This window comes from Streptomyces sp. NPDC059861, assembly GCF_042731435.1.
Classification (GTDB): Bacteria; Actinomycetota; Actinomycetes; order Streptomycetales; family Streptomycetaceae; genus Streptomyces.
On record NZ_JBHWJQ010000008.1, the window covers coordinates 72,503 to 88,475 of the forward strand.

The window sequence follows — 15,973 nt, forward strand, 5'->3', positions numbered from 1 at the left end:
CCCGAACCGGTACGGCCTGGAAGCAGCCCAAAGAAGACCCCTCCAACTCACTGTCCTAGGACTGCGAGCGGCTTGAGATGACAGTGTCACGCTGTCCTAGGACTGTCAACAGTCCTAGGACTATGTGGTTCACTGGTTGCGTCGAGAGGAGTTCTACGTGGCACCGAAGTGGCGCGACCTGGCGGACAGGTTCGCGGAGCAGATCAAGACCGGCCACTTGCTGCCGGGAGCCCCGTTGCCCCAGATCAGAGAGCTAGTAGAGGCGGGGGAAGGCTCAAAGGAGACCGTCCACAAGGCTTATAAGGCCTTGGAGGCTGAGGGCCTTGTGACGTCGACGCGCGGCCATGGCACCGTCGTGCGTCAGCGCGCTGCGCTCAAGCGGCTGGGTATCGCCCGGTACGACAAGGCGAAATGGCGCGACGGCGAGGAAGTCGCGTTCATCGCTGACCGCGTCGCGTCGGGACGCGCCTACAAGCGCAACGAGCAGACGCAGACCGTGAGCCGTGTCGAGGCAGACAACCTCATTGCGGAGGGGCTGGGTGTCCCAGTCGGCTCCGAGGTGTACGCACGCGCCCGACTGGTGAAGGAAGGGACCCAGCCGACTCACGCCCTGACCAGCTACTACAGGCCGGAGCACGTCGCGGGGACACGCATCGTCGACCCCACCCCGGGCCCTGCCGGCCGTGGCGGCGGGTACCGGGTCCTCTATGACGCCGGATACGAGATCGACCACATGAGAGAGGCCTTGTTCGCCCGAATCCCGACGGCGGATGAAGTGCAGCTCCTACAGCTCCCCGCCGGTGAGCCCGTAGTCGAGCTGCACCGGACCACGTACACGGCGGATGGCACGGTGGTTGAGTTCGCCGTGGGCGTCCACGCGGCTTCTCGCTTCGCGTGGGAGTACGACTTCAAGGTTCCCGACTCGGCGCAGGACAGGAAGGGGCAGGAATGATCTCGGCGCAGGCATGGGCGGATGCTCGACTCCTGTGGGACTACCACTTCATGCACCATGACCCACGGCCGTGTTCGGTGGCAGTGGGGCTGGGCAGTCACGACCTTGACGTGGCTGACGTGGCAGCGGAGCTGTACCACCAGGGCATGGCGCCGGTCATCGTCTTCACGGGGGCCACCAGCCCCACGACCCGGGCGCGCATGCCGCGCGGTGAAGCTGTGCACTACCGAGAGCGGGCGTTGCAGCTAGGGGTGCCCGAGTCCGCGGTACTCCTGGAACCGCGTGCCACGAACACCGGCGAGAACATCGAGTTCACGAAAGCGGTGCTGGAAGAGGCCGACGTCAAGGTCTCGTCCGTCCTGCTCGTGAGCAAGCCGTACGAAGAGCGGCGCTCGTACGGCATGATGCGGAAACTTTGGCCAGAGGTCGAAGTGGTGTGCGCGTCTACGCCGATGGGCTTGGAGGAGTACGCCGACTCCATCGGAGACGCTCGCATGGTGATCGACATGATCGTGGGCGCCCTGCAACGAGTGTTCGTCTTCCCGAGGTTGGGTCTTGCCATCGAGCAGGACGTGCCAGACACCGTTGTAGCCGCCTTTGAGCGGCTGTGCGTCGAAGGCTTCACTAGCCGACTCATGCCAGCGGACGTTGCTCCCCGCCCCGGCACGTGAAGCCAAGGGGGAGTCAGCTCGGCCCCCGTCACGGACTTCTGGCAGTTTGTCGGATCTTACTGCGATGACCTGCAGTCTCTCGTAACGTGAAGTGCCGTACACGTCACGGAGGAGGCACGGTCGATGGCAGGTCCCAAGACAACGCTGTGGGAGCTTGAACCGCACACGCGCGCGAAGCATGACCTGCTACGCCGGTACCTCGGCGGCTGGTTTCCCGTGCTCTCCGCGTACAACGGCCGCATCGTTTTTCTCGACGGCTTCGCGGGCCCCGGGGCATACGACAACGGCGAACCCGGGTCCCCCCTCATCGCACTCGACACGCTCCTCAATCACTCATACTTCCCGAAGATGAGGTGCGAGTTCCTTTTCTTCTTCTGTGAGGCGGACACAAAGCGGTTCGAAAGCCTGCAAGGACTAATCGAGACTTACAAAGCAGAGAATGCCCCATGGCCATCTAACGTCAAGGTGGAAGCAGTCAATTCACCGTTCGCCCAGACGGCTACAGACCTGCTTTCCTACATCGGAACACAGAAAAGGAAACTGGCCCCCACCTTCGCATTCGTGGACCCGTTCGGCTTCTCCGGTCTACCCATGAAGCTTCTTGCTGACCTCCTGTCGTTCGACCGATGTGAACTGTTCGTAAATTACATGGTCAACTTCGTCAACCGCTTCGCCGGTGCCGGAAATGTCGACCACCACCTGACCGAACTATTCGGAACTGACGAGTACAAGGAAGCGGCCTTTCTTCAGAGAAAGGACCGACAGCAATTCATGCACGACCTCTACCAAAGGCAGCTTTCCGAGGTCTGCGGGTTCCCCTACGTACAGTCCTTCGCGATGATCAACCGAACCGGAAACATCGGCTACTACCTCTTCCATGGCACACGAGATGTCAAGGGTGTCGAGCTGATGAAAGACGCCATGTGGAAAGTAGACCCAGGCGGCGGCTTCACATTCTCTGACCGCCTAGCGGGGCAGGACGTGCTTTTCACCGAGGACGATATCGACGTCACGCCGCTCCGCGCTGTCCTACTCGACACGTTCTCAGGGCGGACCGTCGACATCACCCAACTCGAAGAGTTCACGCTGATCAATACGCCGTATCGCAAGACTCACCTGCGGAGACCAGTGCTTGGGCCGCTTGAAAAAGAAGGCCTCATCCATGTAGCTCGACGGGGGCGTGCAGGGTTCCCGACTGGCACTCGGGTGACCTTCCCCAATTTCTGATACAGCTACAGTCCGGCGTGAAGCCTGGCGGTAGGGTACTCACTCCAGGTGCGGCCTAGAAGTTCCCTACCTCCGGCTTTCGGTGTGATGCCACCCCATTGCTTGAAGAAAAATGGAACTTCTCCTTGGCGACAAATGTCAAGGATCTCAACCGCCCATTCTTCCTCCATTCTCCTGTGGCCAGGACCGGACTCACCGCCGACAATCACCCAGTCGACGCCTTTCAGATCCAGGTTAGGCAAAGGACCTAGAAGTGGCTCACACGAAAGGAAGCGCACGGCTGCCGGTACCTGGCGCAGGTCATTCACTCTCGTCAAGAACTTCTCGCTCTCGACAGATACGCCCATCCAGACATTCTGCGGCCATTCAAGGCGGTCCGCGAGTAGCGATAGCCGTCGCGACCTCTTAGTCAGGATTTGATATGTGTGCCGAGGTGTACTCCGCATGACCTCAAATACATCTTGAATGAAGGGAAGTGGCACTCTGGCATGGAAAAGATCTGACATGGAATTAACGAAAACAGTGCGAGGCGCCTTCCACGTGTAAGGAGTACCCAAAGAGTCCGAATGCGTCTTGACTCCGAATCCAGGCCCGGACGTGCGCGGGTCACCATCAGACTGATATTTCGGAGCTCCCATAGCCTTGAGCCGTTTCGCTAGCGTGAGCGCATAGCAATTATCGCAACCTTCTGATATCCGGTCGCACCCAGTACTTGGGTTCCAAGTCGCCTCAGTCCACTCAATGGAGCTGCGGTCGCTCATCTCGCCCTCCGTTGCCACGCCGTGCACAATTCACCAAGGTTGTAACGCTCATGACCGCTAGTAGGTACCTCCCATCAAACCATCTGGGTCTGACACCGGCGCTCAGCTCCATCATTCATCCTGCTTCCCGGCTCAACCCTGGCGAGTGACTGGGGCGATAGGGACAGCAGGGCACAGGTCAGCCGTCTACAGTCAGCGCGTCGTATGCCCTGCAGGTGCACGCTCTCGGACGACCCCACCCCACTGGCGAGCCGGGCCGTCTCTGGGCCGTCCGAGGGCGGCCAACAACGACAGAGGACGACAGTCGACGACAGCCCTACCCCTGCTCAGAGACGGTGCTTGGGGAACCGGCGCAGGTGCTCATCCGTGAAGGTGAGTTGAGGAACTCCAGAGCTTGCGCGCAGGATGACCGGCATGACCTCTATCGAGCGCCCCTTCCTCAACCGCCGCCTCGCAGAGTTCGGGACGACGATCTTCGCGGAGATGTCCGCGCTGGCCCTGAGCACGGGCTCGATCAATCTGGGCCAGGGGTTCCCCGACACCGACGGCCCCGAGGAGGTCCGCGAGGCGGCCGTACGGGCCCTGCGCGACGGGCGCGGCAACCAGTACCCGCCCGGCCCCGGCGTCCCCGAGCTGCGGGCCGCCGTCGCCGCGCACCAGCGGCGGCGCTACGGGCTGTCCTACGACCCGGACACCGAGGTCCTGGTCACCGCGGGCGCCACCGAGGCCATCGCCGCCGCGCTGCTGGCGCTGGTGGAGCCCGGTGACGAGGTGATCGCCCTCGAGCCGTACTACGACTCGTACGCGGCGTGCATCGCGATGGCGGGCGGCACCCGGGTGCCGGTCACCCTGCGGCCGGACAGCGAGGGGGGCGCCTCGTTCCGGCTGGACCTCGACGAACTGCGCGCCGCCGTCACCGACCGCACCCGCCTGCTGCTGATCAACACCCCGCACAACCCGACCGGCACCGTGCTGACGCGCGCGGAGCTGACCGCCGTCGCCGAGCTGGCCGTCGAGCGGGATCTGCTGGTGGTGACCGACGAGGTGTACGAACACCTGGTCTTCGACGACGCCGAGCATGTGCCGCTGGCCGCCTTCCCCGGCATGCGGGAGCGGACGGTGACGATCAGTTCCGCGGGAAAGACCTTCTCGTTCACCGGCTGGAAGGTCGGGTGGATCACCTCCGCGCCGGGGCTGGTGACGGCGGTGCGCTCGGCGAAGCAGTACCTGACGTATGTGGCGTCGGGGCCGTTCCAGTACGCGGTCGCGGAGGCCCTCGCGCTGCCGGACTCGTACTTCACCGCGTTCCGCCAGGACATGCTGGCCAAGCGGGATCTGCTGGCGGCGGGCCTGACGGACGCGGGATTCAAGGTCTTCAGGCCGGCCGGCACCTACTTCGTCACCACCGACATCCGCCCCCTCGGCGAGAGCGACGGCATCGCCTTCTGCCGCGCCCTGCCCGAGCGCGCGGGCGTCGTCGCCATCCCGAACGCCGTCTTCTACGACCACCGCGAGCAGGGGGCACCCTTCGTACGGTTCGCGTTCTGCAAGCAGCGGGCGGTACTGGAGGAGGCCGTGCGGCGCCTGAAGACGCTCGCGGGGTGAGGCGGGCGCGGGGCTCAGGGGCGCGGTGGGCCCCGGACACAGCACAGCCCGGCCCGAGCACCCGGCCGTACCGGCCGGTGCCCTGACCGGGCTCCCGAAGGGCCCTGGGCCGTCCTACTCGTCGCCCTCGGGCTCGTCCGAGTCGTTGATCTCCTTCTCCAGGCCGAGCTGCTCGACCAGCCAGCGGTCGAACTCGATCGCCGCGCGCACCCAGCTGACCGTCGACGAGACGAAGAACTCCAGGTTGACCCCGGTGCCGATCAGCATCTGGGCCTCGCCGATGAGACGGACGGTGCCGTCGTCGTGGGTGTGGCTGTAGACCTTCGGCCACAGGGTCCGCCGGTTCCAGTCGTCGATGGACTCCAGAAGCTGCGGCTTCTCGTCGATCGGGTGGGGGCGGTCGTAGAACGTCCGCACCGAGAAGACCTGCTGGTCGTCCTCGCCACGGAACATGAAGTACGTACGGAACTGCTCCCACGGCGCCGCGAGGTCACCCTCTTCGTCGACGACGTACTTCAGCTCCATCTGGTCGAGGAGCTGCTTCACAAGGTCCTGATCCGGGACGACGGGGCCCGCCGGTCCTTGGGGCTCGGGCTGGGGCTTGCCCCCGAAGTTCGGAATCGAGGACGGGTCGATGGTCACCGTGAATTTCCCTTCGTACGGATTCCGCCATCCTCCCCCATGCGGGGAGGGGGGTGGCAAGCCCCGCCGTAGTCTGTCCGCCGTTGGCGGACGTGATCCGGCCGGTCGGCCGGTGCGGGGCATGAGGTGGGGGCCATGGCAGACGCACGGGACGGCGCGGCGACGGGGCGGGACCGGCCCCGGGGGCGCACCCGGTGGGGGGTCTTCGCGGCCGTCGCGGCCGTGCCGGTGCTGGTCGTGGGCACCCTCGTGGTGGGCTTGGTGGCCTTCGTCCTGACCGACGCCGAGGACGTCGGCGCATACGTCGCCGAGAAGGCGGACTGCGGCCGGGCGCTGGCCTTCGGCGGGGCGGCGCTGCCCGAGGGCGCCCGTACCGAGTCGTGCACGGTGGCGCGCGGGATCGACACGGGCTACACGGCGGTCTTCCGGATGCCACGCGCCGACGTACGCGGCTGGCTGGCGGGCACCTACCCGGCCGCCCCGGCGCCCCGGAGCGGGTGCGTGGACGCGGACGCGGACCTGTGTCTCGACCTCGGCCACTCGGACGCCCTGCCCTCGGACGTCGACGCGCACGGTGTGCAGGTGACGGGGGAGCACGAGGACGCCCGGACGGCGCTGGTGCGCTTCTCGGCGTTCACGGTCTGACGCGACGCCCACGCCGAGAGGCGCACCGGCCGGGCTAGAGCGTCTTGCCGGTCGCCGGTCCCACGATCAGGCCGTCACCGAAGGTGTCCACCCGGACCGTGTCGCCGTCCTTGATCTCGCCGGAGAGGATCTCCTTGGCGAGCCGGTCGCCGATCGCGGTCTGGACGAGACGGCGCAGCGGGCGGGCGCCGTACGCCGGGTCCATGCCCTCGTCGGCGAGCCAGGCCAGGGCCGCGTCGCTGATCTCCAGGGTGAGCCGGCGTTCGGCGAGCCGCCGGGCCAGCCGGTCGATCTGGAGCCGGGCGATCCGGCTCAGCTCGTCCTTGTTCAGCGCGGAGAAGACGACCAGGTCGTCGAGGCGGTTGAGGAACTCCGGCTTGAAGGACGCCCGGACCACCTCCAGCACCTGCTCCTTCTTCTCCTGCTCACTGCTGATCGGGTCCACCAGGAACTGGCTGCCCAGGTTGGAGGTCAGCACCAGGATGGCGTTGCGGAAGTCGACGGTGCGCCCCTGGCCGTCCGTCAGCCGCCCGTCGTCCAGCACCTGGAGCAGGATGTCGAAGACCTCCGGGTGGGCCTTCTCGACCTCGTCGAGCAGGACGACGCTGTACGGCCGGCGCCGCACCGCCTCCGTCAGCTGGCCGCCCTCCTCGTAGCCGACGTACCCGGGCGGGGCGCCGACCAGCCGGGCGACGCTGTGCTTCTCGCTGTACTCGCTCATGTCGATGCGGACCATGGCCCGCTCGTCGTCGAAGAGGAAGTCGGCGAGGGCCTTGGCGAGTTCGGTCTTGCCGACACCGGTGGGGCCGAGGAAGAGGAACGAGCCGGTGGGCCGGTCCGGGTCGGCGATGCCCGCGCGGGAGCGACGTACGGCGTCGGACACCGCGCGCACGGCCTCGGTCTGCCCGATGAGCCGCCTGCCGATCTCGTCCTCCATCCGCAGCAGCTTCTGCGTCTCGCCCTCCAGCAGCCGGCCGGCCGGGATGCCGGTCCAGGAGGCGACGACGTCCGCGATGTCGTCGGAGCCGACCTCCTCCTTGACCATGGTGTCCTTGGCGACCTCCTCCTCGGCCTCCGAAGCTGCCTCCAGGTCCCGCTCCACGCCCGGGATCTCCCCGTACAGCAGCTTGGAGGCGGTGTCGAAGTCGCCGTCGCGCTGAGCGCGTTCGGCCTGCCCGCGCAGTTCGTCGAGCTTCTCCTTCAGCTCACCGACCCGGTTGAGGGACTGCTTCTCCTTCTCCCAGCGGGCGTTCAGGCCGCGCAGCTCCTCCTCCTTGTCGGCGAGGTCGCGGCGCAGCTTGTCCAGGCGCTCGCGGGAGGCGGCGTCGGTCTCCTTGCTGAGGGCCAGCTCCTCCATCTTCAGCCGGTCGACGGCGCGCTGGAGTTCGTCGATCTCGACCGGCGAGGAGTCGATCTCCATACGGAGCCGGGACGCGGCCTCGTCGACGAGGTCGATGGCCTTGTCGGGCAGGAAGCGTGAGGTGATGTACCGGTCGGACAGGGTCGCGGCCGCGACCAGCGCGCTGTCCGCGATCTGCACCTTGTGGTGGGCCTCGTAGCGCCCCTTGAGTCCGCGCAGGATGGCGATGGTGTCCTCGACACTGGGCTCGGCGACCAGCACCTGCTGGAACCTGCGCTCCAGCGCCGGGTCCTTCTCGATCCGCTCGCGGTACTCGTCGAGGGTGGTGGCACCGACCATGCGCAGCTCACCGCGGGCGAGCATGGGCTTGAGCATGTTGCCCGCGTCCATGGCCGAATCGCCACCGGCCCCGGCGCCCACGACGGTGTGCAGCTCGTCGATGAAGGTGATGATCTGCCCGTCCGAGTCCTTGATCTCGGCGAGCACGGTCTTCAGCCGCTCCTCGAACTCGCCGCGGTACTTCGCCCCGGCGACCATGGCGCCGAGGTCGAGCGCGACGAGCCGCTTGTTGCGCAGGGACTCGGGGACGTCACCCTTGACGATCCGCTGGGCGAGCCCCTCCACGACGGCGGTCTTGCCGACGCCCGGCTCACCGATCAGCACGGGGTTGTTCTTGGTCCGCCGGGACAGCACCTGCACGACCCGCCGGATCTCCTGGTCCCGCCCGATGACGGGGTCGAGCTTGCCCTCCCGGGCGGCGGCGGTGAAGTCGGTACCGAACTTCTCCAGGGCCTTGTACGACCCCTCGGGGTCGGCGTTCGTCACCCGGCGGCCGCCGCGCGCCGTGCGGAAGGCCGCCAGCAGCTTCTTCGCGCCGGCGCCGTGCCGGGTCAGCACCTCGCCCGCCGCGCCGCCCTTCGCGGCGATCCCGATCAGCAGGTGCTCGGTCGAGACGTACTCGTCCTTGAGCTCCTGGGCCCTGGCCTGGGCGTCGGCGATCACGGCGAGCAGGTCCCGGTTGGGCTGCGGGGGCGCGACCGTGGAGCCGGTCACGCTGGGCAGCTGGGCGAGGACCTTCTCGGTGCCGGCGCGTACGGCCGCCTGATCGGCGTCAACCGCGGCCAGCAGGTCGGTGACGTTCTCGTTCTCCCGCCCCTGGAGCAGAGCGAGCAGCAGGTGCGCGGGGGTGAGGTCGGCGTGTCCCTCGGTCACGGCCCGGTTGCCGGCCGCGTTGATGGCGTCCCGGCTCCGGTTGGTCAGCTCGGCGTCCACGTGTCCGTTCTCCTCCTTGCGTGAGCGACTGACTCAGGCAACTTCCACAAAGTTGAGTCTATTCCACTCAAGGGCGTAGGTGGGAGCGACCCGGGGTCTCTATGGAGTAACCCGGAGGAAGCCTTGAACGCGCCATCGCCAGGGAGCGGCACTTTCGGCCACACTCGAACGGGCATCGGATAGTCCGGGATAGCGCGAAAAATGCGCAAAAACTGCAGCGGCGTCACCGTGTTCAGGTCACGGTGACGCCGCTGCGGGGGGAAGCACCTGAGCGATCTGTTACGACGGGGGAATCGCGTCAGGCACTGCGGGGGGTGGCCGAGATGGTCATGGCGCCGGATGGCTCCGGCTCCGCCAGACGATGGTCCCGCTGGTCCAGGTTCACAAAGATCATTCCGTACCGGATGGCGCACCGCACCGGCTGCGGCGCCCCCCGAGGCCGCCGCAGACACCGATACGCCCGCACGTCGTCGTCATCGTCCCTGGTGACGACGACGGGCTCACCGAACACCGTCACCATCAACGAGTCACCGCTGTGGGGGATGGCGGTGGCCAGATCGATGAAGTGCCATCCGGATCGATAGGCGGTGGCCATCTCTCTACGGAAGGAGCGGTCGTCGGGTGGAGTGGTCATGATCAGTCCCACGTGGTGTCAGCCGGGAACGCCAGAGCGTCTCCATCACCGGACACCGCTGATACTGACCGCACAACGTCCGTCGCCGCATCACTCTTCGCACCAGAGAGGCCACTCAGTGTTCCGAAGGCCACAACGGCGGAGAAGGCGGCGACAAGCACCGAGCGAAGCATTCTCTTACGCATAGTCGGCTTCGTCCTCACTTGAAGGTCCCCTCTTCCCCCGTCGGATAAGACGATGGCTCATTCAGGCACGTCATGGCCACACAATCGATGCATCATGTTCCTGCATGTTCAGGACCCTGGGGGGTGGAGATTTGGCATCGAATGGGACGAAGGCGACGCATCCTCACGCGGTGACCGAGCTGTGTGACGAAGGCGGTCGTCTCTATGCCAACGCCCTCCGTACAGGACGTATCGCCCGTACGGAGGTGGAAGCCGCGCCCTGCCTGATGGAGTTCGCCCTGCTCCACCCCGATCCGGACGACCCGGACTGGCTGCTGCCGCTGCCGCCGTCCGTCGCCCTGGCCCAGCGGCTCAATCCCATTGAGCGCGAGATCACCGAGCGTCGGCGGACGTCCATCGAACTGGCGGACGTCTTCGCGCCGTTCATGTCCATCGGGGCCCAGCAGGTCACGCCCGCGCACTCGATCACCGTCCTGGAGGGTCTGGACCGGATCAACGACGCGCTCGACCTGGCCACCGCGCAGTGCCGGTCCGAGGTGCTCACGGTGCAGCCGAGCCGAGGCAAGCGCCCCGAGAACCGGCTCATCGAGGCGATGGAACGCGACCGCACGCTCATCGAGCGCGGGGTGCGGATCCGGACGCTCTACCAGCACACCGCCCGCTACAGCCCCGAACGGCTCGCCTACATGGAGCAGTTCGCCGACGGGAAGGCGGAGTACCGCACCATCGACGAACTGGTCGAGCGGCTCATCATCTGCGACGAGAGCGTGGCCTTCATCCCGGTCCGCGACGACCGACAGGTCGCCCTGGAGCTGCGCCACCCCGGCCTGGTGAGCTACCTGATCAAGGTGTTCGAGTTCATGTGGAGCCGCGCGGTCCCGCTCAGCGCCGGCGCCCCCTACGAGACCGCGCCCGACGGCATCTCCGAGGTCCAGTACTCCATCGCCAAGCTGCTCGTGGAGGGCCACGTCGACGAGGCCATCGCCCGGCGTCTGGGCATGAACGTCCGCACCTGCCGGGCCCACATAGCCAAGCTGGCCACGGCCCTGGGCAGCGGCAGCCGCGCCCAGCTGGGCTATCTCATCGCACAGTCGGGGATGCTGGAGCGCGAGCACTGAGGCCTGCGGCGCCGGAGCCGCGGGCGTCGGGGCCGAGAGCGTCGAGGCCGCGGGCACTCAGGCCGCCGACGCCGGAGGCGAGAGCACCGGGCCGAGGCCCTGGCGCCGGGAGCGCCAAGGACAGGAGACGCCGGGCGCCGCGAGGACCGGGGTCGAGAGCACTGAGACCTGCGCCGCCGGAGCCGGGGGCACGGGGCCGAGAGCGTCGAGGCCGCGGGCACTCAGGCCGCCGACGCCGGAGGCGAGAGCACCAGGCCGAGGCCCTGGCGCCGGGAGCGCCAAGGACACGAAGCACCAGTCGGGGATCGGTGACCCGGACGGTGTGGAGCAGAGCGGGGCTCACGGGGCCTCAGCGGGCCGTTGGGGAGCCTTGGTCGGGGAGGGTGAGCTCCGCGGCCGAGAGTGGCCGCGCGGGGCCGTCCAGGCCGACCTGCGCTATCCGGACCCCCAGTTGCGTCCGGCTCGCCGCCCCGAGCGTCTCGGAGAGGCGGGCGATATGGGCCCGGCAGGTACGGACGCTGATGCCGAGCCGCTCCGCGATCACCGCGTCCTGGTGCCCCTCCGCCAGCAGCGCCGCGATCGACTGCTCACGGTGGGAGATGCCCTCGATACCCGTGTCCGGGAGCGGGGCGGTGAGGGGGATCGCCAGCCGCCACAGGCGCTCGAAGACCGTCACCAGGTACTCCACCAGCGCCGGGTGCCGCAGCTCAAGGGCCATCGTGCGGTCCGCGTTCGCCGGGATGAAGGCGACCGTGCGGTCGAAGAGGATCAGGCGGTCGATGACCTCGTCCAGGGTCCGGGCCTCGACGGCGTCGCCCATCAGCTCCAGGTAGTTGAGCAGCCCCTGGCCGTGCCGCGCGACGTGGTTGTACAGGTCGCGCATCCGCACGCCCCGCCCCCGCAGCGCCAGCGCCCGGTGCAGGCCCTCCGACAGCTCGTGCTCGCGCCGGATGCCCCCGGGCTGCACGGTGAGCACCTCGGTCGTGCACGCCGCCGTGGCCTCGTCGAGCGCCGCCTGGATGCGTGAGGGGCCGTCCAGGACCCGGATGGCCATGCCCTCCGAGGAGGAGGCCTGGCCGCCGAGTCCGGCGTACCACTCGAAGGCCGCGACCGCCGAGCCCACCCGTCGCTGACTGACGCTGATCTCGTCGTACACCCCGCGCAGCAGCCGGGTCATCACCTCCTGCGGGGAGGTCGGGACCAGCCAGTCCATGTCGTCGGGGTCGGGGTGCAGCAGGGCGAGTTCCAGCAGACAGGGCACCGGCTCCGCGTCGCGGCGCGGCACACGGCCTCGCCGTACGGCCCGGGAATACACACGATCCCCGGCCTCGCACAGTCGGTCAGCACCATGCGGATGCTCGTCCGTCCCGTGCCCGGCCATGGCCCATTCCACCCCCGGTTCCAGCCTCTTCCGCAGCGCAACTATGCGCGGACCGGACCTGCACCGCAACACGGCTCCCTCCTGGGTGACCGTGGGAAACCGCCGGTATGGCCAGAATTCTCCCTCCCCCCGCCCGTCACATCGCAACAAGCTGACGGCGGCGTGTTCAGGCCCCGCCGAGGTCGGCACCGCCCGGCCGCGCGGCCCGGACCGCGCTCGGAAATCTGACCGGAAGAATGACCGAAGGGGCGGTGCGCTCCGAGCGCGAACCACCCCTCCACCCACCCGTGCACCGCACCGGCCGCCCGTTACTTGAGGCCGAGCTCCGCGCAGGCGTCCTTGTACTCGGCCGTGCAGATCTCGGCGACCTTGTGGATGCCGTCCGCGACCACCGTGTCCTTGATGTTCTCGCGGGTCAGCGCGACCACCGACACCAGCTGGGCCGGGATGCCCTTGTGGGTCGGGCTGTCGACCCGGTCGCGGGCGAGGGCGTCGAACTGGATGTCCCTGCTCTGCACCTTGGCCACGGCCATCTCCGCGGCGGCCTCGGCCTCCTGCGGGTAGGACTTGTAGACGCTCATGTACTGCTCACCGGAGACGATCCGCTGCACGCCCGCGAGTTCCGCGTCCTGTCCGGTGATGGGCGGCAGATCGGTCACGCCGGCCGCCTCCAGGGCCTTGATGACGCCGCCGGCCATGCCGTCGTTGGCGGAGTACACGGCGGCGATGTTGTCCTTGCCGATCTTCTCGATCGCCTCGGCCATGTTGGCCTCTGCGTTCTCCGGCTTCCAGTCCTTGGTGTCGAAGGACTCTTCGATCGTCACCTTGCCGCTCAGCTCCGACATGGCGCCCTGCTTGAACTGCTTGGCGTTCGGGTCGGTCGGCGAGCCGTTCATCATGACGATCTTGTCGGCGCTGTCGATCTCGCTGCCCAGCGCGTCGATCAGGGACCGGCCCTGGACCTCGCCGACGAGTTCGTTGTCGAAGGAGATGTACGCGTCGATGGGGCCCTCGGCGAGCCGGTCGTAGGCGATGACCGGGATGCCCGCTTCCTTGGCCTTCTCCACGCCGCCCGCGATGGCGTGCGAGTCCACGGCGTCCAGCAGGATGACGTCGACCTGCTCGTCGATCATCTGCTGCATCTGGCTCGCCTGCTTGCCGGCGTCCGCGTCGGCGTTGGCGTACTGGACCTCGCCCTGGTTCTTGGTGAGCGCGGCCACCCGCTCCCTGATGATCGGGTAGTCGAACTTGTCGTACCGCGTGTTGGCCGTCTCCGGCAGCAGCAGGCCGACGGTGATGTCGTTGCCCTTGGTGGGGCTCGCGTCGCTGCTGTCGCCGGTCGCCCCCAGTACGCCACAGCCTGCCAGCGACAGGGTCAACGACGATGCGACCACGGATATGGCGATACGACGACGCATGGATGAGCCCACTTCTGCTGCTTCCGGAGGTGGCCGCGGCACTGCGGCCCGGATGACTGAAAAGCCAACGCGTCAGCGCCCCTCAGCGTCAAGGGAAATCACTTAACGAGATGGCAACATCACGTTCCGCTTAGCCCGTGAACACGCGGCGAAACCTCCTCCCGAGACCCTCTACGATCCCTCCATTCATGGGGAGTTGAGGCACAGAAGGAGCCCCGTACAAGCAGTCCCTTTCGTCACGTGTCGTGATCACGAGCGCGTACCGGACTCGCCCGAACCCGACAGAGGACCGAATGAACCCAGCCAGCAGAACAGGGAGAGCTCACCCCCCCGGGTTCCGGTCACCCGCGTCTGGTCGCCCCGCTGACGGCCGCTCACGCGAAAGGGCCGGGAGGTTCGCCTCTCGGCTCCTCCCGGCCCCTTCCAGCCGTACGGCTTTCGCCGCGCGCCTCAGTCGCCCTGCTGCTGCCGCTTCGGGCGCCACACCACCAACGCGCTGGTCTGCTGCACCTCCTGGTACGGCACCAGGTCACGGCGGTAGGAGGCGTGCACCGCGGCCTCACGCTGCTGCATCGCCGCCGCCGCGCCGTCCAGCGCGCCCTGGAGCTCCGCGACGCGGGACTGGAGTGCCGCGACCTGATTCTCCAGTTCGATGATGCGTTTGATGCCGGCCAGGTTGATGCCCTCGTCCTGCGACAACTGCTGCACCTGGCGGAGCAGTTCGATGTCGCGGGCCGAGTAGCGCCGGCCCCGGCCGGCCGTGCGGTCCGGAGACACCAGCCCCAGCCGGTCGTACTGACGCAGCGTCTGCGGGTGCAGGCCGGACAACTGGGCCGCCACCGAGATGACGTAGACCGGGGTCTCCTCGGTCAGCTCATAGGGATTGCGTCGACGGCCGTTGATGTCCATGGCTGACTCATGCTCCCTTCGCGGACTGGAACAGCTCCGCCCGCGGGTCCTCACCCGCGGTCGCCTCGCGATACGCCTCCAGTGCGTCACGAGCCTTCCCCGTCAGGTCCTTGGGGACACTCACCTCGACGGTGACCAGCAGATCCCCTCGGGTGCCGTCATTGCGGACCGCGCCCTTGCCGCGGGCCCGCATCGTACGGCCGTTCGGCGTGCCCGGTGGCAGCTTCAGGGTGACCGAGGGACCGCCCAGGGTCGGGACCCTGACCTCGCCGCCGAGGGCCGCCTCCGTGAACGTCACCGGGACGGTGACGGTGAGGTTGTCGCCCTTGCGCCCGAACACCGGGTGGTCCTTGACGTGGACGACGACGTACAGATCGCCCGCCGGGCCGCCCCGCTCGCCGGGCGCGCCCTTGCCGCGCAGCCGGATCCGCTGGCCGTCCGAGACCCCGGCAGGGATGCGCACCTGCATGGTCCGTGAGGACTTGGCGCGGCCGCTGCCCTTGCAGACCTCGCAGGGGTTCTCCGCGATCAGGCCGCGACCCTTGCAGTCGGGGCACGGGTCGGTCAGGGAGAAGCCGCCGCCGGAGCCGCGTGCCACCTGGCCGGTGCCGACGCACGTCGGGCACACACGGGGCGTGCCGTTGGCGTCGCCGGTGCCGGAGCAGGCCTTGCACGGCGCCTGCGAGGACATGCGCAGCGGGACCGTCGCGCCCTCGATCGCCTCGGTGAAGCTGAGGGTGACCTCGGACTCGATGTCCTGGCCGCGCCGCGGCTGGGTCCGGGTGCCGGTCGTCGGGCCGCCCCGGTTGAAAAGGCCCCCGAAGACGTCACCGAGTCCGCCGCCGAAGCCGCCGCCCGCTCCCCCGCCCTGGCCCTGGGCGCCGCCGAAGAGGTCGCCCAGGTCGAAGTTGAACGAGCCGCCGCCGGCGCCGGGACCCGGGCGGAAGCCGCCGTTGCCGAACAGGGTGCGGGCCTCGTCGTACTCCTTGCGCTTCTTGGGGTCGCCGAGGACGTCGTTCGCCTCGGAGATCTCCTTGAAGCGTTCCTCGGCCTTGACGTTGCCCTTGTTGGCGTCCGGGTGGAACTCGCGGGCGAGCTTGCGGTACGCCTTCTTGATCTCGGCCTCGGTGGCGTCCTTGGGGACGCCGAGGACCTTGTAGTAGTCCTTCTCGATGAAGTCCTTGGTGCTCATC

14 protein-coding genes are annotated in these 15,973 nt (G+C 67.8%); 6 read left to right on the forward strand and 8 right to left on the reverse strand.

Features of this window, described 5'->3' with window-relative positions; all coding sequences use genetic code 11:
* Positions 1-157 precede the first annotated feature (157 nt).
* The 3 genes from ACFV6X_RS09655 to ACFV6X_RS09665 all read left to right on the forward strand — a co-directional run bounded on the left by ACFV6X_RS09655 (position 158) and on the right by ACFV6X_RS09665 (position 2,850).
* Positions 158-952: a GntR family transcriptional regulator gene (locus ACFV6X_RS09655; RefSeq protein ID WP_385380114.1), complete on the forward strand. Its 795-nt coding sequence runs from the start codon at positions 158-160 to the stop codon at positions 950-952.
* Positions 949-1,623, forward strand: coding sequence for a YdcF family protein (locus ACFV6X_RS09660; RefSeq protein WP_385380117.1), 675 nt, complete (start codon positions 949-951; stop codon positions 1,621-1,623). The genes ACFV6X_RS09655 and ACFV6X_RS09660 overlap by 4 nt, the downstream gene beginning before the upstream one ends.
* Before the next feature lie 123 nt (positions 1,624-1,746).
* Positions 1,747-2,850, forward strand: a complete 1,104-nt coding sequence (locus ACFV6X_RS09665; protein WP_385380120.1) for a three-Cys-motif partner protein TcmP — start codon at positions 1,747-1,749, stop codon at positions 2,848-2,850.
* Between the two features lie 5 nt (positions 2,851-2,855).
* Here the strand turns inward: ACFV6X_RS09665 and ACFV6X_RS09670 are convergent, their stop codons facing one another.
* Entirely contained in the window at positions 2,856-3,611 is a 756-nt protein-coding gene (locus ACFV6X_RS09670) for a DUF5131 family protein (protein WP_385380123.1), read from the reverse strand.
* A 405-nt stretch (positions 3,612-4,016) separates the two neighbouring features.
* Between ACFV6X_RS09670 and ACFV6X_RS09675 the strand changes: the two genes are divergently transcribed.
* Positions 4,017-5,216, forward strand: a complete 1,200-nt coding sequence (locus tag ACFV6X_RS09675; protein ID WP_385380126.1) for a pyridoxal phosphate-dependent aminotransferase — start codon at positions 4,017-4,019, stop codon at positions 5,214-5,216.
* Between the two features lie 114 nt (positions 5,217-5,330).
* Here the strand turns inward: ACFV6X_RS09675 and ACFV6X_RS09680 are convergent, their stop codons facing one another.
* Positions 5,331-5,858 carry a YbjN domain-containing protein gene (locus ACFV6X_RS09680; RefSeq protein WP_365451323.1) on the reverse strand — a complete coding sequence of 176 codons (528 nt, stop codon included), beginning with the start codon at positions 5,856-5,858 and terminating at the stop codon, positions 5,331-5,333.
* Positions 5,859-5,993: 135 nt separating this feature from the next.
* On the opposite strand from ACFV6X_RS09680, the gene ACFV6X_RS09685 reads away from it, so the two are divergent.
* A complete protein-coding gene (locus ACFV6X_RS09685; protein WP_385380129.1) occupies positions 5,994-6,503 on the forward strand; it encodes a hypothetical protein in 510 nt (169 codons plus the stop codon).
* 34 nt (positions 6,504-6,537) lie between these two features.
* Here ACFV6X_RS09685 and clpB read toward each other — a convergent pair whose 3' ends face one another.
* Positions 6,538-9,135: an ATP-dependent chaperone ClpB gene (gene clpB, locus ACFV6X_RS09690; RefSeq protein WP_385380132.1), complete on the reverse strand. Its 2,598-nt coding sequence runs from the start codon at positions 9,133-9,135 to the stop codon at positions 6,538-6,540.
* A gap of 298 nt (positions 9,136-9,433) precedes the next feature.
* Positions 9,434-9,769 (reverse strand): hypothetical protein, encoded by a 336-nt coding sequence (locus tag ACFV6X_RS09695; RefSeq protein ID WP_365451317.1) that lies wholly within the window; start codon positions 9,767-9,769, stop codon positions 9,434-9,436.
* 289 nt (positions 9,770-10,058) lie between these two features.
* Here ACFV6X_RS09695 and ACFV6X_RS09700 point away from each other — a divergent pair, with 289 nt between their 5' ends.
* Complete coding sequence (locus tag ACFV6X_RS09700) at positions 10,059-11,072, forward strand: helix-turn-helix transcriptional regulator (RefSeq protein WP_385380135.1); 1,014 nt, start codon at positions 10,059-10,061, stop codon at positions 11,070-11,072.
* Between the two features lie 349 nt (positions 11,073-11,421).
* Here the strand turns inward: ACFV6X_RS09700 and ACFV6X_RS09705 are convergent, their stop codons facing one another.
* The 4 genes from ACFV6X_RS09705 to dnaJ all read right to left on the reverse strand — a co-directional run bounded on the left by ACFV6X_RS09705 (position 11,422) and on the right by dnaJ (position 15,972).
* On the reverse strand, positions 11,422-12,453 hold the full coding sequence (locus ACFV6X_RS09705) for a LuxR C-terminal-related transcriptional regulator (protein WP_365451313.1): 1,032 nt from the start codon (positions 12,451-12,453) through the stop codon (positions 11,422-11,424).
* Positions 12,454-12,761: 308 nt separating this feature from the next.
* Positions 12,762-13,871, reverse strand: coding sequence for a sugar ABC transporter substrate-binding protein (locus ACFV6X_RS09710; protein WP_385380138.1), 1,110 nt, complete (start codon positions 13,869-13,871; stop codon positions 12,762-12,764).
* A gap of 450 nt (positions 13,872-14,321) precedes the next feature.
* Complete coding sequence (locus ACFV6X_RS09715; RefSeq protein WP_365451339.1) at positions 14,322-14,774, reverse strand: heat shock protein transcriptional repressor HspR; 453 nt, start codon at positions 14,772-14,774, stop codon at positions 14,322-14,324.
* A gap of 13 nt (positions 14,775-14,787) precedes the next feature.
* Positions 14,788-15,972, reverse strand: a complete 1,185-nt coding sequence (gene dnaJ, locus ACFV6X_RS09720; RefSeq protein WP_385380141.1) for a molecular chaperone DnaJ — start codon at positions 15,970-15,972, stop codon at positions 14,788-14,790.
* Position 15,973: the final 1 nt, after the last annotated feature.